We start from the raw sequence: 21,828 nt of genomic DNA, 5'->3' as shown, positions 1-21,828 counted from the left end.
CATCAGTTAAAATAAAAATTCAATAAAAACAAGCAGATAAGTTTTTTATCATATTGGCATGCTTCTCGTAACTAATAAACCAATTAGAAAACATACGGATAGCAGCATGTTGATCACTACCTTAGTCTTTTTTACCTCGCCACTGTTGATGCTAGTGGCGGCATTTATTATCGGTTTAGTAAAAACGCCATACCTCACTAACCAAGGTGAGGCGTTACTATGATCCGCGATACTCAGGGACAAGATATTCAACTAGCGGCCACAAAAAGTTACCGCAAATATTGGCTTGGAGCGGCGAGTGTCGCCTTGGTTGCGGCCTTGGCCGCTTACAGCTTGAGCGCCAGTAACGGCGGCACCGAGCTATCACTGAATCGAGACGCGGTGAAAACTGCAGCCGTGGTCCGTGGCGACCTGGTTCGCGATATCGCCACCACAGGGTTTATTGTGGCCGCCAATGCGCCGCAAATCTACAGCCCGTCCAAGGGTTATGTACAGCTACTGGTCAACCCAGGCGATGAAGTGGCAAAGAACCAAACCATAGCTAAGGTGCACAGCCCGGAACTGACCAACGAACTTAAACAACAAGAATCAGAGCTGCAGCGCCTGAGCGATGAGCTGTCACGCAAGGAATTGCAGATCCGTCGCGACAAGTTGGCGCTGGCACAAACCTTAGATATGGCCACGGTCACCCTGAATGCCGCCGAGCGTGAGCACCGTCGGGCGCTGTTATCTATTAAGGATAATCTTATCAGCCAAATCGACATGGAGCAGGCTCAGGACGACCTGGCGCGAGCTAAGTTGACCTACAAACACGCCCAACAAGAAGTCGAAATCGGTAAAGACACCCTGGCATTCGAGCTTAAATCGGCGCAGGGGGATGTGACGCGCCAACAACTAGTGGTGGATGAACTAAACCGCCGTGTTAACGAGTTGCAGATAGTTGCCCCCGTTGCCGGGGTGGTAGGTAACTGGCTGGTCCAACAGCAGGCAGCGGTGTCGCCAAGCGAAGCACTGATGACACTCGTTGACTTGAGCGCTTTCGAAGCCGAGCTGCAGGTGCCGGAAAGCTATGCCAATGAACTGGGGCTGGGCCTGGAGGTTGAGCTTAAAATTGCCGACAACCGAGTGGTGGGCACCTTGTCGTCCATCTCGCCGGAAGTGAAAGAACGCCAGGTCAGTGCCCGGGTGCGCTTCGATCAATCGCAGTTTGACAAAATTCGTCAGAATCAACGCTTATCGGCACGCATCCTATTAGAAAACAGAGAAAACGTATTGATGGTGCGCCGCGGGGCCTTTATGAACGAGGGCGGCTTGATAGCCTATCGCGTCAATGGCGATGTTGCCGAGCGCATTCAAATTCAAACCGGAGCGACCAGCGTAGCCAATGTGGAGCTCACCGCTGGCGTCGCCGAAGGCGATACCCTGGTGGTATCAAACTATGACTCATTTAAGCAGGCCGAGCGCGTACTGCTGCGCTAACTCCAGCTCAACATCAGAGGAAGAATACAATGATTAAAATGAATAACATCAACAAGGTATACCAAACGGAAATGGTGCAGACGCATGCGCTACGCGACTTTAATCTCGAGGTGGAGCAGGGCGAGTTTATCGCCGTCACCGGCCCAAGCGGCAGCGGTAAAACCACCTTTTTAAACATTGCCGGCATGCTGGAGCCCTTCTCAAGCGGCACTTATGAGCTCGATGGCATCGATGTTGGCAAGCTCAACGACAATCAGCGTGCCGATCTGCGTAACCAAAAAATCGGCTTTATCTTTCAGGGCTTTAACCTTATTCCCGACTTGAATCTGTATGAGAACGTGGAAGTGCCGTTGCGCTATCGTGGCATTAAATCGGCGGAGCGTAGGAAGCGTATTGAACGATGCCTGGAGCTGGTAGGCCTGGGCGCCCGTGCCAAACACCTGCCGCAGCAGCTTTCCGGCGGTCAGCAGCAGCGGGTGGCCATCGCCCGGGCCCTAGCGGGTGAGCCGCGCTTTTTACTTGCCGACGAGCCCACCGGTAACCTGGACAGCTTAATGGCCCGCCAAGTGATGGAAATCCTAGAAGAAATTAACCGCGAAGGCGCTACTATAGTCATGGTGACTCACGATCCTGAGCTTGCTCGTCGCGCACCGCGCAATATTCAGGTGGTTGACGGTCAACTGGCCGACTTCAGTTTGTATCAGGGTGCGCCCAATAAACAACAGACGGCGGGTGACATCGCCGCACGCGCAGCCGCACGCGCAGCGGAGGCCTAATATGCTTTGGTACTACGTAGATTTAAGCTGGCGTTCGTTTAAACGCACGCCCCTGGTCAGCATCTTAATGGTGATAGCCATTGCCATAGGTATCGGCATCACCATGACCACCTTGTCGGTGTATCACATGATGAGCGCCGACCCCATTCCAAGCAAAAGCGAGCAGCTATTTGCGCTGCAACTGCAAACCATGGACGAAGGCGAGGGTTGGTTTACCAAGGACGATATTCCTTACCAGTTGACCTTTAAAGATGCGCAAAGGTTGATGACAGACGCCAAGGGCGATGCCCAAGCGGCTATGGTCCGCACCGGCTTTGCCGTGCACCTGGGCGACGAGAGCAATACTCCTAAATTGATGGACGCCCGGGCTACGGGACGGGACTTCTTTTCCATGTTCAACGCCCAATTTATCCATGGCGGCCCGTGGAGCCAAAGTGATGAAGACAATGCCGTTAACAAGGTGGTGTTAGAGCGCAGCCTCAGCGAAGAGCTTTTTGGTGAGACTAACCCCGTGGGTAAGACGGTGTTTCTCGACAAGTTCTTGTTTGAAGTGGTCGGCGTGATTGAGCCGATTACCGAGCATACCAAATACTACGATTTGAATAACGGTGCTTTTAGACGTGCCGAGCGGGTGTTTTACCCATTTTCACTGGTTAAAGAACTGGAAATAGGCACCTGGGGTAACAGCAATGGCTGGAAGCGTGAAATGGTAACCACCTTTAAGCAAAGGCTGGACTCTGAGATCGTCTGGATCCAGTACTGGGTGCAGCTCGATAGCCCAGAAGCGAAAGCCAATTATGAGCAGTATTTAAAAGGCTATATTCAGGAGCAACAGAAGATAGGTCGCTTTGCCCGTAAAGAGCCTAAATACAGCCTGCGTGATGTAAATCAATGGATGGAATACAACGAGGTGGTCAGCGAGGATAACAAGATTCTGGTGTTATTAAGCTTTATGTTCCTGGCCGTGTGCTTGGCTAATATTCTAGGTCTGCTGTTGGCGAAATTTATGCGCCGAGCACCCGAGGTAGGCGTGCGTCGCGCCCTGGGGGCGAGTAAAACCCAGGTATTTCTTCAGCACCTTGTCGAGGTGGGGCTATTGGGGCTCTTCGGTGGCCTGCTGGGCATTTTATTGGCGCAGCTATGCTTGTGGGGTGTCAGAGAAAGCTACAGCTATTATTCGGCCCTCGCGAAGATGGACTTTTTGATGCTCGCCAGCGCACCTATCATTGCCATTGTCGCCTGTATCTTGGCGGGTTTGCTGCCGGCCTGGCAGGTGTGCCGTACCAACCCAGCTTATTACCTGAAAACGCAGTAGGAGAGACCCATGTTAGAATTAAAACCCATGATCAACGCACTGCTGCGCTCAAAAATAGGGGCGGTGCTGTTGCTGATACAAGTGGCAATCACCTTGGCTATCGTCAGCAATGCCGCCTTTATGATCAGCGATCGCCTGACCTATCTAAACCAGGAAACCGGCTATGACGAAGAAGCAATTTTCAGCCTGAGTGTCAGCACCTTCGACCCAAGTATTAACCTGGTTCAACAATATGCACAGGATGAGCGCGACCTGCGCGCCATTGACGGTGTTATCGATGCAGCCATGACCAACTGGATGCCATTGTCGGGCAGTGGTTCCTCAAGTAGCATGCATTTGGTGCCCAATCCCGAAATTGGCACCGGGGTACGGGCGGCATACTTTACCACCAATGAGCATATGCTCAATACCTTGGGCGCCAAGCTGATCGAAGGACGTAATTTCTACCCGGAAGAAGTAGTGCATGCGGATAACTACGGCAAGTTGCCCAATACCACGATAGTTACCAAGGATTTTGCCGATGAGCTGTACCCCGATGGTTCGGCCCTTGGCAAGGTACTGTATCAGGGTGAAGATGCGGTAGAAATTATCGGTATTATCGACACCATAAAAGGCCCCTGGCTCAATGACAGTCGTCCGGCTAACGTGGTGATCTTCCCGTTCAACCTGTCGCAGCCGCGCACCGGATTTCTAGTACGTACCGAACCGGGCAAGCGCGCAGAAGTGATGGCAAAAGTGGAAGAGCTCTTATTAAAAAGCGAATCGCGCCGTGTTTTTTACGGCATCGAAGGCTTGGATGAAAGTAAAGCATCTTATCTGGCCCGCGATACCCTGGTGATGCGCATGCTGGTGGTCCTGATAGTGGTATTGGTGCTGGTGACTGCCTTGGGTATTTTCGGTCTTACCTTATTCAATATCAGTAAACGCACCAAGCAAATTGGTACGCGCCGCGCGCTCGGGGCTCGCAAGTCGGCCATTGTTCGTTACTTCCTCATTGAGAACTTTTTGGTTGCCGGTTTAGGCCTGGTGATTGGCGCTGCCTTGGCGGTCTTATTAGGCCAGCAACTGATGAAAGTCTTCTCTTTACCCAGCTTATCCTTTACTTTCGTATTGGCGAGTGCGGTATTTATGCTCATAATGAGCCTAGTGGCAGCCTGGGGACCCGCACTGCGCGCTGCCAAAGTGGCACCAAGTATTGCCACGCGCTCAATATAATAACAACAAGACAGCGCGCCCTTGGGCGCGCTCTTATGGATAATATGAAAAAAATACTGATAGTTGACGATAACCCGGCGGTGTTAGACGCCTTGTCGCTGCTCCTCGAGCTGCATGACTACCACGCCGTGACCTGTGAAACGCCCGCCGAGGCGTTACATATTGTGCGCTATCAGCGTATCGCCCTGGTGCTTCAGGATATGAATTTCAGCGCCGATACCACCTCGGGTGAGGAAGGCAAAAAGTTATTTTACGACTTGCGCGACATTAACCCGCATCTGCCCATTGTCCTTATCACCGCCTGGACCGAGCTCAGCACCGCGGTGGAGCTGGTTAAGGCCGGTGCCGCCGATTACCTGAGCAAGCCCTGGGATGACCAAAAGCTGCTCACCACCATAGATAACCTGGTGGCCCTGGGCGAGGCGGCCAGTGAAAATGCCACCTTTAAACGCCAGGCACAAGAGCGCACCCAGGTCCAGGAAGGTGCCGATTTGGCCGGCCAGGTCTTTGCCAGCGCCGCCATGCATAGAGTGGTGGACATGGCCTTGCAGGTGGCGCGCTCGGATGTGCCCGTGCTTATCACAGGTGCCAACGGCAGTGGTAAAGAAGGCATCGCCGAGATTGTTCACCGTAATTCCCCCCTTAAAGCCAAGCCCTTTATCAAGGTTAATGCCGGAGCCTTGCCCGCGGATTTGATTGAGGCCGAGCTCTTTGGAGCCGAAGCGGGGGCCTTCACCGGTGCCAAGCAAACCCGCATCGGTCGTTTCGAAGCCGCCGATGGTGGCACCTTGTTTTTGGATGAAATTGGCAACCTGCCGCTCGATGGTCAGGTGAAGCTGTTGCGGGTGCTGCAAACCGGCGAATTTGAACGTGTGGGCTCAACCCAAACCCGCAAGGTGAATGTGCGGGTGATCTCCGCCACTAACGCCGATTTGCTCGGTGATATCCAGCAGGGGCGCTTTCGCGAGGACCTGTATTATCGTCTTAATGTTATCGAACTCAGCATCCCTCCTTTGGCGCAGCGCAAGGACGATATTGCCGCCCTCATTGGGCATTTTTTACCGGGACGGGAATTAAGCCCCCACGCCGAAGCCATGTTGCGCCAGCACTGCTGGCCCGGCAACGTACGTGAGCTGGAAAATGCCTGTAAGCGCATTGGCGTGCTCAAACCCGAAGGCGAGTTGCAGGCTGAAGACTTTGCCCTGCATCATGTCGGTGAGAATCACCAGGCCAAGCATGAGCCGGAAAAGCACGAAATTGAAGCGGCCATGCGCGCTCACCAGGGGGTCGTCGCTAAGGTCGCTCGGGAGTTTGGTTTATCGCGTCAGGCCCTGTATCGACGCATGCAAAAGTTTGGTATTGATTACTGATGATTATATTTCCCAAAGGGGCGGGTCGGCTTATTTGGCAGCTCAGTCTGTGGATGAGCCTGTTTATCTGCCTGCTTGTCACCATCGGCGTCTTATTTGACGTATTTAACCTTATGCAGGGGCTGGTTCTGGCCCTGGCTTTGGGTGTAGTTCAGGCGCTCTTTGTAACCCTGGTGGTATCGCCCGTTGCCAAAGGCTTGCAGGCGGTTGAGTCGGGGCTGTTAAATTTTAAAGACGGGGATTTCTCCACCACCTTGGCCTATCAGGGCAATAATGAGCTGGGGGATTTATGCGCCCTGTACAATGAAACCGCCAACAAGCTGCATCAAGAGCGCCAGTGGATCTATCAACGAGAGCTGATGCTCGACAAGGTCTTGCATAACTCGCCGCAGGCTTTGCTGTTGGTAAATTCGAAAGGACAAATTGTGTATACCAATCACAGTGCTCGCGGTTTGCTATTTGCCGGTACTAAGGTGGAAGGGGAAACGCTCTCGAATCTTTTTTGTGGCATGCCCAAGGCCATTGCTGAGGCTCTGCAACGCGGCGGAGAGGGACTGTTTAGCGTAGAGCAGGAGCAGCAACAAAGGCAAACCTGGCATCTGGCCACCGGTGAATTTTTATTAAATAACCAGCCCCATAATCTCTTTATTCTTAAACCCATGACTCGGGAAATATCCCGTCAGGAGGTGCAGGTATGGAAGAAGGTGATACGTATTATCAGCCATGAGCTGAATAACTCCTTGGCGCCGATTTCCTCCATGTTGCACTCCGGGCGCTTAATCGCCCAGCGCAGTGATGATGAGCGTCTTGAGCGGGTGTTTAACACCATAGACGAGCGCATCGCCCGTCTGAGCGAGTTTGTGCAAGGCTATGGCAAGTTTGCAAAATTGCCGCAGCCGCAACTGAGTAAATTTAGATGGGTCGAGTTAATTCAAGGATTATCACAGCAATGGCAGTTTAAGGTGAAGGGAGAATTGGCAGAGTTCGGTTATGGCGACGAGACGCAAATTCAGCAGTTACTGATCAACTTGCTAAAAAATGCCCATGAAGCCGGTGGTGCCGCCGAGGATGTGTGGCTGAGCGTGGAAAGTCATGGACAGCAGTTAATTTGTGTCGGCGATAAGGGCAAGGGCATGACCGAGACAGTGATGGCCAGCGCCCTGGTGCCATTTTATTCCACCAAAAGCAGCGGCAGTGGTCTAGGTCTGGCCTTGTGCCGTGAAATTTGTGAAGCCCATCATGGCGATATCAGTTTGCATAATCAGCCCCAAGGCGGGCTGGTGGTGCGGGTAAATCTGCCCATGGTAAAGGTGTAGGCTTTGCCATGGCCTGGGCCAAATCAGCGTGGCGGGTAATTAAACTTGCTCGCCCACGGCGCTTGGGGCAAGCTAATGGCATGACACCCTATTGTCCACAGCTATGAGCAACACACTTTATATCACCGGGGCCGGCGTCAGTGCCGCTAGCGGTATTCCCACCTTTCGCGGTGAAGACGGTTACTGGCGCATCGGCAGTAAGAATTATACGCCCATGGAAATGGCGACGCGGCACATGTATCAAACGCGCCCGGATGAATTCCTCGCCTGGTATTACCACAGATTTGCCAGTTATCGTGATCATGGTCCGAACGAGGTGCATCACTGGCTGGCGGATAAGAATCTAATCACCCAAAATATCGATGGCCTCGATGGCAAGGCCGGCAACCAAGACTACATCGCCATTCATGGTCGCCTGGATTTGATGACCGAATTTCATGAACAGGGTGAGCCAGTCGAAAAGCATATTACCCCTTGGGAGCAGGTGGATGAGTCGCGCCTTAGCCAGTCGTTGTTAGAGATATTTGCCATTCCCGAGCAGGGGCCCATGCTTTATCGCTCATTTAAGCCCTTTGTGTTGCTGTTTGATGAGTTTTATACCGACCTGTATGGCATAGATGAGGCGCAGCGGCGCATGCTGGCGGCGGATCGTATAGTATTTATGGGCACCTCTTTTAGTGTCAATATTACCCAGATGGCACTGGAGGTGGCGCGCAGTTTAACAATTCCCATTGAGGTGGTTGACCCAGAACCCGCGCATATTATCCATCCTAACGTCACTTATCATAAAATGACGGCGCTGGAATATATTCAAAAGCAGGGCTAGGGCGAGCCCACGTTTTGGGCAAATAAAAACCCGACTTTCGTCGGGTTTGGTAACATCACAATTGAGTCGTTAACGCTTATTGATTCGCTTCAAGCTCTTCACGTGTTTCGCGGATTTTCTCAATCAGCGCATCAATCTGGTTTTTGGTTTCATCCGATAGCTCGCCGGCACCTTCTTTTGACTCATCCCAGGCTTTTTGTGCTAACTCTTTTGAGTCGGCCATTAGCTGGCTGAACTGAGTTTTGCCTTCATCGCTGGCAGCTGAAGCAAGAGCCTTGGTTTCAGCCATCAATTCATCAACTTTTTCAGAGAAGGACTCTTCTTGCAAGTTGTTGGCGGCTTCTTTTACTTCATCAACGGCGCTGTCCCAGGCGGCTACCACTTCCTCTTTGGCCTCTGCGGCACTTTCTTTAGCTTTTTCGCTGCTGGTTTTAGCATCTTCACAGGCACTCAGTACTAAGGCGCTGGCGATTAAGGTGATTACGGCAACTAGCTGTTTCATTTACATTTCCCTTTATGTTTAAGTAATGGGTTCATTATAGAACAAGAACTTAAATAGAGAATGAATGTTTTTTACAGCTCGCACCGAAGCAGGGCACGGACTTAGTGATTTCGCCCCGTTTTAGTACATCCATAGTCCAAATAAACAGGGTTTTAATACGTAATTATATGATATGCCGGCTTAATTTAATGTGGCATCAAACCTGCGTGCAGAAATTGTAAGCAATTGCAGCGAGGATTGAGTATGGCGATGAGTTACTTAAGCGCGATCGAGCGATATCGAGAACATTACGCCGATGTGGTGCCCTTATTGGAATCACTAATACATTCGCTGGTTGCCCAGAGCGATTGGCCGGGTAATGTGAATAAAGCGGTGGCACAGGTATGCCGGTGTTATGGTTTTGCCGAGTTGGTGTATGTGCTAAATGCCCAAGGCATGCAGCTCAGTGCTAATATTCAAGCCGATGGCCATATTGCCCCGGGCAGGGGCGTCAATCGTGCCAGCAGGCCTTACTTTATTGCCATTGCGGACAATCAATCCGCCGTAGTGATGACCGAGCCCTATATCTCTTTGGCATCGGGCAATTTGTGTGTCTCTGTATTAACAAGTTGCACCCTGGCAGAGCATAAGCAAGGTTACGCAGTTGTCGATGTTAACCTGGTTAAGCTTATTGAATATATCATGGGGGATCGCTCTCGCGGCCGCTTCAGTGGCGCATTTAAAGTCGGATACAGTGTGATTGTGGTGAGCCTATTTACCCTGGTTTTAGTCTTGGTTTATAACGTTGGCCTAGACATAGTAGATTTACTGGCCAACCTTAATAATGTGAGCGATCCGCTAAGGCCGTTCGGAATTATTATCTTTATCACCTTAGCCCTGTCGATATTTGACCTTGGCAAAACCATTTTAGAAGAAGAAATCTTAATGCATAAGGATATCTTCCGACATAGTTCAACCCGACGCACCATTACCCGGTTTATCTCGACAATATTGATAGCCGTGTCCATCGAGGCATTGCTTACCATGTTTAAAGCCTCGTTAGGGCAAGGCGAATTTACCATTCCCGCGTTATTGATGATGCTCAGTGTTATCGGCTTATTAATCGGCTTGGGGATTTATGTTTACCTCGGTGCCAAGGCCGAATTAATGCTGGTGGAGGCGCAGCAGCGGCGCACAAAAGTGTAGATTGCGCAACCAAAGGCAAGTGGGGTAATGCCCTAGTTAGGGTCCAAGTAGTTATGGGGGAAATAGCCAAGCCCGGTATTTCCCCTGTTTTTTAAGCCCAAATTTGGCTTACTTTATGAAACGAAGTCGCCAGCGCGCTCGGGCTGATACAGCACCTCGGTAATTTTCACTTTAAGGGTGCCGCCACTGGGCTTAGGCCACTCAATTTCATCGCCCACGGCCAAACCAATTAAGGCACTGCCTGCCGGCGCAAGAATAGATATTTTTTTACCGCTGGTGTCCATATCTTTTGGATACACTAAGGTCAGTTCGAGTTCTTTATCCGTCGACGCCACGTAAAATTTAACCGTTGAATTCATGGTAACCACATTGGGTGGCATCTGCTCAGGCGGCAGCGCATTGGCTCGATTTAGTTCTTCCTCCAACAACTCAAGGCCAGAGGCGCTGTTGTGAGGCAAAGACTCAATCAAGTCATAAAGGCGATCTAAATCCAAGGTAGAAATAGTAATGTCAGGTTTCTTGTTCATTTTTCTCAGCTAGCAAATAAATGCCCATAGGCATACAGGGTATTTAGCCGAGTATATCTACAAAATAAATAAAGCCAATGGTTATTTTTGCTGTTTTATTTAATGGGGTTTATTGGCTTTTTTGCAATATAAATATTGATTTCAAGGTGGGGAAATAAAATTGATATCGCTCCCTTTTCATGGAAACCAGTCAAGAACGTAAGGCGGCAATGGAGAACGTCATATAGATGCCTTGGGCACTCGTGGCCGGCGCAATTCGCGCTCCCTGCAAGGGATTAGGCTGATAGACCTAATGTGCTTAAGGCTTCTCATGACGCCCTGTGTAATCATCTGCTCCAACTACAAATTTAACGATACGCTTTTTGTTTTCCAATGATAGAATCGCGCTCACTGCGTCTATTTTTGGTTTATTAAATTTAGCTAATCATGTACGAAAACATAAGATACTCGTTAAACAACCTGAAGAACAACAAGCTGTTCGAGCTGGCCGTGGTGTCGGTGATCATTATTTCCGCCTTAGAGATAGGAGCAAAAACCTTTTCTTTGCCGGATGGAGCCATGTCCTTCACCAACATACTGGACGTGTTTATTACCGTCTTCTTTTTGTTCGAAATATCGATCCGTTTTATCACAGATGAAGACAAGAAGAACTTCTTTAAAAAAGGCTGGAATATATTCGATACCCTGGTTGTTGCCGTCAGCCTGATCCCCATCAATGACAGTGAAATGGCCCTGTTGGCGCGCCTGGTCAGGGTGTTCCGGGTATTGCGTATGGTCTCTGTGGTGCCGGAGCTTCGCGTGTTGATCAACTCCCTGATCAAGGCTCTGCCGCAGTTGGGTTATGTGATCCTGTTGATGTTTATCATCTTCTATATCTACGCCGCATTCGGCAGTTTTATCTTTAAAGACATTAACCCGGATTTATGGGGTGACATCGCCATTTCCATGCTGACTTTATTCCGTATCATGACCTTCGAAGACTGGACCGATATTCAATACGAAACCATGGAAGTCTACCCCATGTCGTGGATTTTCTACCTGACGTTTATCTTCTTCACCGCATTTGCCTTTTTAAACATGGTGATAGGCATAGTGGTTAATGTGATGGAAGACGAACACGCCAAGGTGCGCCAGGAAAAGGAAGCGGCGGACAATACCCCAACCATAGAAGACCTGCACAAGGAAATACAAGAGCTGAAACAGCTAATTAAGGAGCAGGGCAAGGCGCAAGGGTAAACGCCTTTATCTCGGTGGGTATGTCATATCCACCAATTTAAGTTACCACTGAGCCATCGGGTTTAACACTCATCAATAGTTTGACCCGATGGCCGACTTTCGCCTCACTTTAACAGTTGCAGGGCACTTAAAACCCCCCTGCAATTGCCCCCTCAAACGAACTACAAACTTTTAGTTTTAAACTGCCCGCGATGCCTGTGCTGCCCAGAGTGCGTTCAAATTTGCAACGGGAAAATTTGTCACTACTCAAAAATCACCCAATAAAAACTTCGTACTTGTTAGTGTAGGGGTTATTTATTGAGCGGTGGTTGTGTTATAAAAATAGACTTTAATTAATATGATATTTTAAAAAGTACATTTCGCTGTACATAAAGATGATACTTAAACCCCCACTTAATCGCCTTATTGATATTTATTAATATAGGATGTAAAAGTAATAATAATTTCTCACGAATGCCGATATCTATCCTAGTGTGGCATGTTTTTATATATTAGAAGGTTAAGCAAGACATGGACGACTTGATCCCCTTTTCGATCGCAAAGTCACAAAACTTCAAAAAATACCGCTTGGCAAAAGAATTTGAAGTAAGTGGCCATGGATACCGCCCTTTGAATTTTGTTGTTTGCGTTATTAATCCGAAATTTTAAAGGGTTCTTTATGTTTATAAAGTTCATAGCACACCCTGATGTACAAAGTGGTAATCATCAAAGTGTATACCAGCATTTGCAAGCCGTAGGCGAAATTTCAGCAAAACTCGCGACAAAAATAGGCTTTGCCGAGCAAGGCCGATTAATTGGTTTAATGCATGATTTTGGTAAATACAGTAGCGCTTTTCAAGATTACATGCGCCTGATTATTGCTGAGCAAACGGGCTACAACCCCGATAATGATGAAGGGAGTAGTGAAAACTCAGACAGTAAAAGCTTAAAAGGTAAAATTGATCACTCTAGTGCTGGTGCTAAATGGGTGTTTGAGGCACTTTTCCCTCATTACATGAAGTTAAAACAACAAGACGAAACGCTCGCGCCATACGCTCTTGCAACTGCACAAGCATTAAGTATGTGCATTGCATCGCACCATAGCGGGTTGATTGATAGCTTGTCTGAAAATGATAATGTTTTTGCGAATCGTCTCAAAAAAACCGATGAATTTACTCACCAAAAAGAGTGTATTAAAAGCGCTGATCCTAAATTGCTTGAACAAGCACAGTCACTTGCAAGTTTTGATTTTATCTTAGAAAGCAGCCAGCAACTAAAAACCATGTTTGATAGTTTTGAACTTTCATCGATTGAGCAGGACTATTATCTTGGTATGTTTACCAAAATGCTGTTCAGTTGTTTAATTGATGCAGACAGAATAGATAGTGCTGACTTTGAGCAACCAAGTAATAAAGCGGTACGTTTTCAGCAAACTAATTGGGCATTTGCTTGCGATAAAGTTGAAAGCTTTATCGCGCAATTTGAGCCAATTAATCCAATTGACCATATTCGTGCTGAGATATCCGAAAACTGTTTTAATCGCTCGCAAGATGAAACAGGCATCTATAGTTTGACCGTGCCAACAGGTGGTGGAAAAACATACGCAAGCCTACGTTTTGCGCTGCATCATGCTAAAAAGCATAACCTTGATAGGATCATCTATATTATTCCGTTTACCTCGATCATTGAGCAAAATGCCAATGCTATTCGAGGTGTGTTAGACGAATTAAATAATGATGATTGGGTATTAGAACATCATTCAAGCTTAGAGCCCGAGCAACAAACATGGCGTTCAAAGCTGGCCTGTGAAAATTGGGATAAACCCATAGTGCTTACAACCATGGTACAGTTTCTTGAAAGCATGTTTGCAAGTGGTACGCGCGGTTCAAGACGCCTGCACCAACTCAGCAATGCGGTGCTGGTTTTTGATGAAATTCAAACACTCCCTATTCGTTGTGTGCATTTGTTCAATAACACCATTAACTATTTAACGCGTTTTTGTAACACCACAACGCTTATGTGCACTGCCACGCAACCGTTACTCAATCAGTTACCTGAACAGATAAAACCGTTTGGTGAACTGCAGTTATCGCTAAAAAATGAACTCACACCAAATATCGACAAGCTCTATCAACAGCTTGAACGCGTGAGTTTAAAGAACCTAACTAAAAAAGACGGTTGGAATGAAACCGAAATCACAGAACTTGTTCAACAGCAATTATCAGCGGTGCAAAGCTGTTTAGTGATTGTAAATACCAAAGCGTGGGCAAAAACCTTATTCCAAGCGTTACAAAGCCAAGTTACTGATGAGACAAAGATCTTTCATTTAAGCACCGGTATGTGTTCGGCTCACCGTAAAGAAATTTTAGATGAGGTAAGAGCGCGTTTATCTAATGGGTTGGCGACTTTATGTATTAGTACACAGTTAATCGAAGCGGGTGTCGATGTTGATTTTGGCAGCGTTATCCGTTTTGTTGCAGGGCTAGATTCAATTGCGCAAGCCGCCGGGCGTTGTAACCGAAATGGTAAGCAACAAAAAGGCAGTGTGTTTGTGGTTAACCCCGCCCAAGAAAACGTCGGCATGCTACAAGATATTAAAACAGGGATTGCAGCTACAAACCGCATATTTACCGAGTTTGCGGAGGCTGATTTACTTAAACCTGAGGCAATGAATCGGTATTTTCAATACTACTTTTATGAACGACATAAAGAGATGGCATATCCATTTAAGCAAGATCAAACCTTGCTTAATTTGCTAAGTAGTAACCAAAGAAACATCAATAAAACACCATTTACATTAAAGCAGTCTTTTATGACTGCTGCGAAACAGTTTAAAGCCATTGATGCACCTGTGCATTCGGTAATTGTGCCTTTTAATGAAGAAGCGCAAAGCATAATCACACAGTTGTGTGCACTAGATAAACGATTTGATGCAGCAAGTTACCGGAGCCTGTTAAAAGCCGCGCAAAAGTACAGTGTGAATATCTTTCCCAATGTATGGCAAAAACTGACCGACCAGCAATCGGTATTCCCAATAGCACCAGATGAAGATGTGTTTTATTTGAGTGAAGAGTTTTACAGCCAAGATTTTGGTTTGAGCTTAGACGTGACTAACGCTCAGCAAGATTTCATTATTTAAAAGCAACCATGTTTTTAACAAGGAGAGCCATGTGAAAAACAGTATTAGTTTTAGATTATGGGGTAGGTATGCGTTATTTACTGACCCCATAACAAAAGTAGGAGGTGAAAAGTGTACTTATCACATTCCTACTTACGAGGCGATAAAAGGAGTTTTAAAATCAATCTATTGGAAGCCAACACTAGTTTGGCATGTTGATAGAGTGAGAGTGATTAAACCGTTAAGAACCCAAACTAAAGGCACAAAGCCGTTGAACTGGGGAGGCGGTAATACCTTAGCGTATTACACTTTTTTACATGATGTTGAATACCAAATTGAAGCCCATTTTGAGTGGAATGAACATCGTCCTGAACTAGCGAAAGATAGAGTAGATGGTAAGCATTTTGCCATTGCTAAACGCATGCTTGAAAAGGGCGGACGTCAAGATGTATTTTTGGGCACACGCGATTGCCAAGGCTATGTTGAGCCATGTGTGTTTGGCGAAGGTGAGGGCGCATACGATAATATCGACGAGCTAGGCTTTGGTTTAATGTTTCATAGTTTTGGTTACCCTGACGAAACTGGTAACGATGAACTTGTAAGCAGATTTTGGCATGGTGTGATGAAAAACGGCGTGATTGAATACCCTCATGTAGCAGCATGCCCAGTAACGCGTCATGTTAGAGAAATGAGCGCCAAAAGCTTTGAGCTTGAACAAAATATGCGAAGTGTTGAGCAAACGGAGACTTGCCTATGACTTGGTTAACGACGCTCTACAAAACCTACGATGAGCTTGAAAAACTCAATGACACTTTGCCATTTGAACAGCAAGTAATGCCAATTTGCCACACCCCACAAACAGCACATATCCATATTGCCATCAACAATAAAGGTGAGTTCCTTCGTGCTGAAGTATTAGAAAAAACTATTCCTGTAATCCCTGCGACTGAGTCATCAGCTGGAAGAGCTAGTGGATTAGCACCACATGCATTGGCCGATAAAATTCAATACGTTGCAAAAGACTACAGTGATTTTGGTGGTATTAAAAAGTCTGGATTTGAGTTGTTTCAAGCACAGTTAAAAGCTTGGTGTGATTCAGAGTATAGCCACGCTGCGGTACGCGCTGTGTACCAATATATTGAAAAAGGTGCAGTGGTTGCAGATTTAATCGCTGCAAAAGTGTTACATGAGCAAAACGGGCAACTGCTTACAAAGTGGCAAGATGAGGGAGAAACTCCAGCATTACTAAAGATTCTACCTAAAGAAAAAGGGCTCTTTGATCAAGGTTCCGCGCTTGTATGCTGGAGTGTTGAAATACCCGGCGAGCCTCAATCGAAAACTTGGCTTGACCCAAGTATTCAACAAAGTTGGATCGCTTTTGATAGTCAAAATGGCGATAGCAGCGCCTTATGTTATGCCACGGGCGAAGAAAAACTTGCAGCAAGCAATCATCCAGCAAAAATACGCCACAGTGGTGATAAAGCTAAGTTAATTTCTGCCAATGATAAAAGTGGATATACCTTTCGTGGGCGCTTTTTATCAAATGAAGAAGCTTGCAATATTAGCTTTGAAGTAACGCAGAAAGCGCATAATGCATTACGTTGTTTGTTAACTAAACAAAGCGTATTTAGAAATGGCGACCAGGTTTATTTAGCGTGGGCTGTATCGGGTAAAAACATCCCCAAACCTGCTGAGCCTGATTTCAACGACTTAGCAACTTTCTTAGAAGCGACAGAAAGCGTTGATCATACGCAAGACTTAGGCCGAGCTTATGCCAACCAGTTGAAGTTGTACTTTAACGGAATCAAAACAAAAAACCAGCTGGATGATAACGAACAAATTGCGCTGTTAGGGCTAGATTCAGCCACGCCCGGGCGAATGGGGATTTTGTATTATCGTGAAACCATAGCGAAAGAGTTCTTAGCACGATTAGAGCAGTGGCAACTCGATCTTGGCTGGCAACAAAGAGTCAAAATCAATGAGCAGTGGCGATGGGTTAATAGTGCTCCGAGTTTATATAGAGTGCTTGATGGCGTATACGGTGATGTACTTAAATCAGCCGATCCCTTGAAGAAAAACCTTATTACCCGTTTATACCCGTGTATCGTTGAGGGTAAGCCTATACCGCAAGACATTATGCAAAGCGCGTTTTACCGAGCAACTAATCGTGTCGCCTATAAATCAGATCAAACTTGGCTTTGGTTACAAAATTTAGGCATCGCCTGTTCACTGATCAAAGGGTTTTACACCCGAACAACCAATTCAACTATTCAAAAGGAATACCCAATGGCATTACAACAAGACAATGCCGCGCGCGACTATTTGTTTGGTCGTTTACTAGCGGTGGCAAATAAGGTTGAAAAAATAGCGCTCTCAAGCAGCGAAGCAAGTCGTTTAACAACGGCAGAGCGTTTTATGACGCAATTTGTCAACAAACCCGCGTCAACTTGGCTCAACATCAGTAATGCCTTAGTGCCTTATCAGCAAAGGTTATTTAATAACTATCAAGGGTACGATAAAGCAACTAAAGCACTTATTAGCCAAATAACCGATATGTTTGAACCTGCCGATTTTACCTCAAACCAAAAGCTAAGCCCTGAATTTTTGCTTGGCTTTCATAATCAAATGATGTGGTTAGAAACCCATAAAGTCGAAAAGGGCCTGTGGGTTAAAAAAATTACAGACATGCAGACAACAGAATCACTAGAAGAAACAGTTTAAGAAAAGGAACATCATTATGACTTTACAAAATAAAATCGATTTTGCATTAATTTTTAACGTACTAAATGCTAACCCTAATGGCGATCCACTAAACGGCAATCGCCCTCGCACTGATTATGACGGTTTTGGTGAAATTACGGATGTGTGTTTAAAGCGAAAAATCCGTGACCGTTTACAAGAGGCGGGAGAAAGCATTTTTGTGCAATCTGATGAAAAGAAAACAGATGGCATGACAAGCCTACGTAACCGTGCTGAATCTGACGAATTTGGTTTAGGTAAAGATGCATTCAACAGCAAAAAAACAGCACCAGTTCAAGCTGCTAAATTATGCTGTGAAAAATGGCTCGATGTACGTGCATTCGGCCAAGTTTTTGCGTTCAAAGGCACAGGTTCAGATGGCGTCTCTATTCCAATCCGAGGGCCTGTAACTATTCAGAGCGCTTTTAGTATTGAGCCTGTGAGTATTACTAGCACACAAATTACAAAGAGCGTGAGTGGTGAAGGTGATGGCACTAAAAAGTCCTCCGATACCATGGGTATGAAACACCGTGTAGATAAAGCAACCTATGTTGCCTTTGGTGCTATGACACCACAACTTGCTGAAAAAACGGGTTTCAACAACGAAGATGCAGACAAGATAAAAAGCGTTTTAGTTAAACTTTTTGAAGGTGATGCCTCATCCGCTCGACCAGAAGGTTCAATGGGGATTTCACACCTTGTATGGTGGCAACATGATTCTAAATCTGGTCAATATTCGTCGGCAAAAGTACACAAAACGCTACGAGAGCATATTGAAAAAGGTTTACCGCTTGAAACTTCAGCACTCAATGATTCGCTGGTGACAGCGTTGCAAGGATTAGAGCCAGAAGTAATCGAAGGCTTCTAATGTTAGATGCTCGCCTAGTCAATATCTCAGCCCTGCAACACTTTGCTTTTTGTCAGCGCCAATGCGCGCTGATCCACCTTGAGCAGGTTTGGAAAGAAAACTACCTAACTGCACATGGACGGCAGTTGCATGAGCGAGTAGACAGCGGTGAGCCAGAAACACGCAAAGGCGTGCGTTTTGAACGTGGCGTAGTAGTAACTGCGCCACAATTAGGCTTAACAGGTAAACTAGACTTATTAGAACACCATAAAGCAAGTAACCAATTTATACCCGTTGAATATAAACGCGGTAAACCAAAAGCTAATGACATAGATAAAGTGCAACTTTGTGCGCAAGCACTGTGTATTGAAGAGATGCTAGCCGTTGAGGTTAAACAAGGCGCGCTCTGGTATTGGCAAACACGAAAGCGCATTGAAATTGAATTCGACAGCGAATTGCGAACGCAAACAAAAACCTTGATAACGCAAGTGCAACAGTTATTTGCACAAGTGAAAACACCAGCACCAACCACAGGTAAACACTGCAAAGCCTGTTCTCTCATTGATATTTGTCAGCCAAATTTAACAGAACACGATGCTTCAAATCGTTATATAGCCACGTTATTTAACATGGAGACCGAATGAAAAAACTGCAAAATTCGCTTTATATCACCAAAGACGGCGTGTATTTGCACAAACAACGCGAAACCTTGCTGATTGAGCAAAGAATTGAAGGCGAAAAGCAAAAGCTGATGCAGCTTCCTATACATTCAATAGGCAGTATATTTTGTTTTGGTAATATCATGGTTTCTCCTCAGTTGCTCGGTTTTTGTGGTGAGAACGGCACACACTTGGCTTTTTTCGATATGCATGGTCGCTTTCTTGCGAACGTGGTGGGTAAACAAACCGGTAATGTATTGCTACGCAGGCAACAGTTTAATGTTGACGAGTTAACAGCAAACGAACTCGCAAAACATATTGTTGCCGCAAAAATTCGCTCATCACGTATGTTGCTATTACGTTTTAGACGTAATCACACTGGTACACCACAAATTGAAAAAGCCATAGAACGCTTAAAACAAATTATCGAACAGCTTCAAGGCGTTAGCGCCTACGATACAATTCTTGGATTAGAAGGTGAAGCCGCATCACATTACTTTGCCGCGTTTGCTGATATGTTTATAGGTAATGGTGAAAAACAGCTATTTGATAAACGCACTCGCAGACCGCCTAAAGATCCGGTGAATGCAGTGATTTCATTGCTGTATGCAGTGCTTGGACAAGAAATTAGCGGTGCACTACAAGGAGTGGGGCTAGATCCGCAAGTTGGCTTTTTGCATAAAGAAAGGCCCGGTAGAAACAGTTTAGCACTCGATATCCTAGAAGAGTTTAGAGCTTATATCATCGATAGCATCGCGCTAAAGCTGTTCAACAATCAAACCCTCACAGTCAAAGATTTTGAGACCGATTGTTTAGGCGGCGTAACGATTAAAGACGATGCGCGAAAACAAATTTTTCAAGCGTATCAGGCTAAAAAGCAAGAAGAAGTGATACACCCGTTTTTACAAGAGAAAGTGCAAATTGGCTTACTCCCGCATATACAAGCCATGTTACTGGCGCGTCACTTGCGCGGTGATTTAGCACATTATCCGCCTTTTTTGATTAAAAAATAAGGAATGTGAGCCATGATGGTATTAGTAACATACGATGTGTCATTTACCAGTGAAGATGGGCAAAAGCGTCTTAGACAGTTAGCGAAAGTATGTTTAGATTATGGCATTCGTGTGCAATACTCAGTGTTTGAGTGCGAAATAGATTCAACGCAATGGTTAATTTTTAAAGAGAAACTTCTATCTATTTATGACCCAGAAGTAGACAGTCTGCGCTTTTACAAGCTCGGCAAAAATTGGCAAAACAAAGTCGAACATCACGGTGCTAAAGTCGCCTTAGACATATTCAGAGACACCCTCATTTTATAAATCGCTACGGCCTTGTTCTCAGTAAAATGCTGGGGATCTAGCGATGTTGTAAGCTCTTTAAAAATATAGAAAAACATATTCGTAAAAAATTAACACAAGGTCTTTATGTTCATTTGCTTAAAGTTAGCGGAAAACAATAGACTGTGTTAGTTTATGCGCGCCTTTGAGAAAAGGCAGTCGCGCCTCCCGCAGGCGCGTGGATTGAAACACGTAAGCTGGTGGACGGTTCAATCGTATCAACTTCGTCGCGCCTCCCGCAGGCGCGTGGATTGAAACTTTTAAAAGACAAGAGTTTAAGTATCTTGTTAAGTCGCGCCTCCCGCAGGCGCGTGGATTGAAACACTATTGACCGAAAAGACGAGGCAACACAAGATAGTCGCGCCTCCCGCAGGCGCGTGGATTGAAACATAGTTACCCAGCTAGACCAAATTGAGCTTATACGTCGCGCCTCCCGCAGGCGCGTGGATTGAAACACAACTTAACCGATGAAGAAGCAAGGTTTATCTATGTCGCGCCTCCCGCAGGCGCGTGGATTGAAACGTATCATTGCAACTATGACGGCACCGGTTATTCAGTCGCGCCTCCCGCAGGCGCGTGGATTGAAACATTATTACAGTACTTTGATCGTCAATGTCATAAGGTCGCGCCTCCCGCAGGCGCGTGGATTGAAACATTGTCACTCCGTATGCGATGCTAAACTTATACGCGTCGCGCCTCCCGCAGGCGCGTGGATTGAAACAATTTCGCCAAGTAAACTTTCCACCTCTCCTTGCAAGTCGCGCCTCCCGCAGGCGCGTGGATTGAAACTATGTGGCGCTGGGCATGTCGGCATTCTTGGCGGTCGCGCCTCCCGCAGGCGCGTGGATTGAAACAACTTCCTCGACGGCCTTGTTGACACTATGTCGCGTCGCGCCTCCCGCAGGCGCGTGGATTGAAACAATTATTGAGGTGCAGAAAGATGCGGCTGATGCGGTCGCGCCTCCCGCAGGCGCGTGGATTGAAACCCACACAATGACAAATTGCACTGTGGCGTTAATGTCGCGCCTCCCGCAGGCGCGTGGATTGAAACAGGATATTGTTAACGAGGCTGATTTTGATTTTGTCGCGCCTCCCGCAGGCGCGTGGATTGAAACAAGACCAGTTAAAAATAAAAGCGCCTAAGATATAGTCGCGCCTCCCGCAGGCGCGTGGATTGAAACACAACTGCGCAAGAGCTGCAGAACTGGATTTTGAGTCGCGCCTCCCGCAGGCGCGTGGATTGAAACAACTAAGTATTCTGGGCCGGTGAGAATTTGGGCGTCGCGCCTCCCGCAGGCGCGTGGATTGAAACCGCAGGTCGCCTAGCGGTTGCGCTGGCCGATACGTCGCGCCTCCCGCAGGCGCGTGGATTGAAACTATCCCTATCTACAGACTCAACAAA

General features: G+C 46.9%; 18 protein-coding genes and 1 CRISPR repeat array (1 of these 19 running past the window's edge). Of the genes, 16 read left to right on the top strand and 2 right to left on the bottom strand.

What is annotated here, in order from left to right:
* Window positions 1-219 precede the first annotated feature (219 nt).
* From C2M35_RS07030 to C2M35_RS07000, 7 genes are all read left to right on the top strand, one after another.
* Entirely contained in the window at window positions 220-1,479 is a 1,260-nt protein-coding gene (locus tag C2M35_RS07030; RefSeq protein ID WP_105264948.1) for an efflux RND transporter periplasmic adaptor subunit, read from the top strand.
* A 29-nt stretch (window positions 1,480-1,508) separates the two neighbouring features.
* Window positions 1,509-2,255: an ABC transporter ATP-binding protein gene (locus C2M35_RS07025; RefSeq protein WP_105201073.1), complete on the top strand. Its 747-nt coding sequence runs from the start codon at window positions 1,509-1,511 to the stop codon at window positions 2,253-2,255.
* A 1-nt stretch (window position 2,256) separates the two neighbouring features.
* The gene (locus C2M35_RS07020) at window positions 2,257-3,570 is read left to right on the top strand and encodes an ABC transporter permease (protein WP_105264947.1); all 1,314 of its coding nucleotides are present in this window, start codon (window positions 2,257-2,259) and stop codon (window positions 3,568-3,570) included.
* Window positions 3,571-3,579: 9 nt separating this feature from the next.
* Complete coding sequence (locus tag C2M35_RS07015; RefSeq protein ID WP_105264946.1) at window positions 3,580-4,785, top strand: ABC transporter permease; 1,206 nt, start codon at window positions 3,580-3,582, stop codon at window positions 4,783-4,785.
* A gap of 44 nt (window positions 4,786-4,829) precedes the next feature.
* The gene (locus tag C2M35_RS07010; RefSeq protein WP_105201076.1) at window positions 4,830-6,155 is read left to right on the top strand and encodes a sigma-54-dependent transcriptional regulator; all 1,326 of its coding nucleotides are present in this window, start codon (window positions 4,830-4,832) and stop codon (window positions 6,153-6,155) included.
* The gene (locus C2M35_RS07005) at window positions 6,155-7,471 is read left to right on the top strand and encodes a sensor histidine kinase (RefSeq protein WP_233997988.1); all 1,317 of its coding nucleotides are present in this window, start codon (window positions 6,155-6,157) and stop codon (window positions 7,469-7,471) included. Before C2M35_RS07010 ends, C2M35_RS07005 begins: the two co-directional genes overlap by 1 nt.
* Before the next feature lie 103 nt (window positions 7,472-7,574).
* Complete coding sequence (locus C2M35_RS07000; RefSeq protein ID WP_105264945.1) at window positions 7,575-8,297, top strand: SIR2 family NAD-dependent protein deacylase; 723 nt, start codon at window positions 7,575-7,577, stop codon at window positions 8,295-8,297.
* Between the two features lie 76 nt (window positions 8,298-8,373).
* Here the strand turns inward: C2M35_RS07000 and C2M35_RS06995 are convergent, their stop codons facing one another.
* Entirely contained in the window at window positions 8,374-8,799 is a 426-nt protein-coding gene (locus C2M35_RS06995; protein ID WP_105201078.1) for a hypothetical protein, read from the bottom strand.
* Between the two features lie 249 nt (window positions 8,800-9,048).
* Here C2M35_RS06995 and C2M35_RS06990 point away from each other — a divergent pair, with 249 nt between their 5' ends.
* Entirely contained in the window at window positions 9,049-9,984 is a 936-nt protein-coding gene (locus C2M35_RS06990) for a general glycosylation pathway protein (protein WP_442792750.1), read from the top strand.
* A 113-nt stretch (window positions 9,985-10,097) separates the two neighbouring features.
* Here the strand turns inward: C2M35_RS06990 and rnk are convergent, their stop codons facing one another.
* Window positions 10,098-10,511 carry a nucleoside diphosphate kinase regulator gene (rnk, locus tag C2M35_RS06985; RefSeq protein ID WP_105212998.1) on the bottom strand — a complete coding sequence of 138 codons (414 nt, stop codon included), beginning with the start codon at window positions 10,509-10,511 and terminating at the stop codon, window positions 10,098-10,100.
* Window positions 10,512-10,937: 426 nt separating this feature from the next.
* On the opposite strand from rnk, the gene C2M35_RS06980 reads away from it, so the two are divergent.
* From C2M35_RS06980 to cas2, 8 genes are all read left to right on the top strand, one after another.
* A complete protein-coding gene (locus tag C2M35_RS06980) occupies window positions 10,938-11,747 on the top strand; it encodes an ion transporter (RefSeq protein ID WP_105264943.1) in 810 nt (269 codons plus the stop codon).
* Window positions 11,748-12,405: 658 nt separating this feature from the next.
* On the top strand, window positions 12,406-14,865 hold the full coding sequence (locus C2M35_RS06975; RefSeq protein WP_105264942.1) for a CRISPR-associated helicase/endonuclease Cas3: 2,460 nt from the start codon (window positions 12,406-12,408) through the stop codon (window positions 14,863-14,865).
* A gap of 31 nt (window positions 14,866-14,896) precedes the next feature.
* A complete protein-coding gene (gene cas5c / locus C2M35_RS06970; protein WP_105264941.1) occupies window positions 14,897-15,601 on the top strand; it encodes a type I-C CRISPR-associated protein Cas5c in 705 nt (234 codons plus the stop codon).
* Entirely contained in the window at window positions 15,598-17,565 is a 1,968-nt protein-coding gene (gene cas8c, locus C2M35_RS06965) for a type I-C CRISPR-associated protein Cas8c/Csd1 (RefSeq protein ID WP_105264940.1), read from the top strand. Before cas5c ends, cas8c begins: the two co-directional genes overlap by 4 nt.
* A 16-nt stretch (window positions 17,566-17,581) precedes the next feature.
* Window positions 17,582-18,451 carry a type I-C CRISPR-associated protein Cas7/Csd2 gene (gene cas7c / locus C2M35_RS06960; protein ID WP_105264939.1) on the top strand — a complete coding sequence of 290 codons (870 nt, stop codon included), beginning with the start codon at window positions 17,582-17,584 and terminating at the stop codon, window positions 18,449-18,451.
* Complete coding sequence (gene cas4 / locus C2M35_RS06955) at window positions 18,451-19,074, top strand: CRISPR-associated protein Cas4 (RefSeq protein WP_105264938.1); 624 nt, start codon at window positions 18,451-18,453, stop codon at window positions 19,072-19,074. Before cas7c ends, cas4 begins: the two co-directional genes overlap by 1 nt.
* Entirely contained in the window at window positions 19,071-20,102 is a 1,032-nt protein-coding gene (gene cas1c, locus C2M35_RS06950) for a type I-C CRISPR-associated endonuclease Cas1c (RefSeq protein WP_105264937.1), read from the top strand. The genes cas4 and cas1c overlap by 4 nt, the downstream gene beginning before the upstream one ends.
* A gap of 12 nt (window positions 20,103-20,114) precedes the next feature.
* A complete protein-coding gene (cas2, locus tag C2M35_RS06945) occupies window positions 20,115-20,408 on the top strand; it encodes a CRISPR-associated endonuclease Cas2 (RefSeq protein WP_105264936.1) in 294 nt (97 codons plus the stop codon).
* Window positions 20,409-20,584: 176 nt separating this feature from the next.
* Window positions 20,585-21,828: direct repeats of the CRISPR family, unit length 32 nt; unit sequence GTCGCGCCTCCCGCAGGCGCGTGGATTGAAAC (it continues 2,010 nt past the right edge of the window).

This window comes from Pseudoalteromonas sp. T1lg76, assembly GCF_002964725.1.
Taxonomy (GTDB): Bacteria; Pseudomonadota; Gammaproteobacteria; order Enterobacterales; family Alteromonadaceae; genus Pseudoalteromonas.
The sequence above is the reverse complement of the archived record's forward strand: the minus strand, read 5'-3'. Positions and strand labels throughout refer to the sequence as shown.

Coding starts and splice junctions, on each gene's coding strand:
- C2M35_RS06975 (WP_105264942.1), top strand. CDS start 12,406: ATGTTTATAAAGTTCATAGCACACCCTGATGTACAAAGTGGTAATCAT.
- C2M35_RS06995 (WP_105201078.1), bottom strand. CDS start 8,799: ATGAAACAGCTAGTTGCCGTAATCACCTTAATCGCCAGCGCCTTAGTA.
- C2M35_RS06990 (WP_442792750.1), top strand. CDS start 9,049: ATGAGTTACTTAAGCGCGATCGAGCGATATCGAGAACATTACGCCGAT.
- C2M35_RS07030 (WP_105264948.1), top strand. CDS start 220: ATGATCCGCGATACTCAGGGACAAGATATTCAACTAGCGGCCACAAAA.
- C2M35_RS07005 (WP_233997988.1), top strand. CDS start 6,155: ATGATTATATTTCCCAAAGGGGCGGGTCGGCTTATTTGGCAGCTCAGT.
- C2M35_RS07015 (WP_105264946.1), top strand. CDS start 3,580: ATGTTAGAATTAAAACCCATGATCAACGCACTGCTGCGCTCAAAAATA.
- cas2 (WP_105264936.1), top strand. CDS start 20,115: ATGATGGTATTAGTAACATACGATGTGTCATTTACCAGTGAAGATGGG.
- C2M35_RS07020 (WP_105264947.1), top strand. CDS start 2,257: ATGCTTTGGTACTACGTAGATTTAAGCTGGCGTTCGTTTAAACGCACG.
- cas4 (WP_105264938.1), top strand. CDS start 18,451: ATGTTAGATGCTCGCCTAGTCAATATCTCAGCCCTGCAACACTTTGCT.
- C2M35_RS07010 (WP_105201076.1), top strand. CDS start 4,830: ATGAAAAAAATACTGATAGTTGACGATAACCCGGCGGTGTTAGACGCC.
- C2M35_RS07000 (WP_105264945.1), top strand. CDS start 7,575: ATGAGCAACACACTTTATATCACCGGGGCCGGCGTCAGTGCCGCTAGC.
- C2M35_RS07025 (WP_105201073.1), top strand. CDS start 1,509: ATGATTAAAATGAATAACATCAACAAGGTATACCAAACGGAAATGGTG.
- cas1c (WP_105264937.1), top strand. CDS start 19,071: ATGAAAAAACTGCAAAATTCGCTTTATATCACCAAAGACGGCGTGTAT.
- cas8c (WP_105264940.1), top strand. CDS start 15,598: ATGACTTGGTTAACGACGCTCTACAAAACCTACGATGAGCTTGAAAAA.
- cas7c (WP_105264939.1), top strand. CDS start 17,582: ATGACTTTACAAAATAAAATCGATTTTGCATTAATTTTTAACGTACTA.
- rnk (WP_105212998.1), bottom strand. CDS start 10,511: ATGAACAAGAAACCTGACATTACTATTTCTACCTTGGATTTAGATCGC.
- C2M35_RS06980 (WP_105264943.1), top strand. CDS start 10,938: ATGTACGAAAACATAAGATACTCGTTAAACAACCTGAAGAACAACAAG.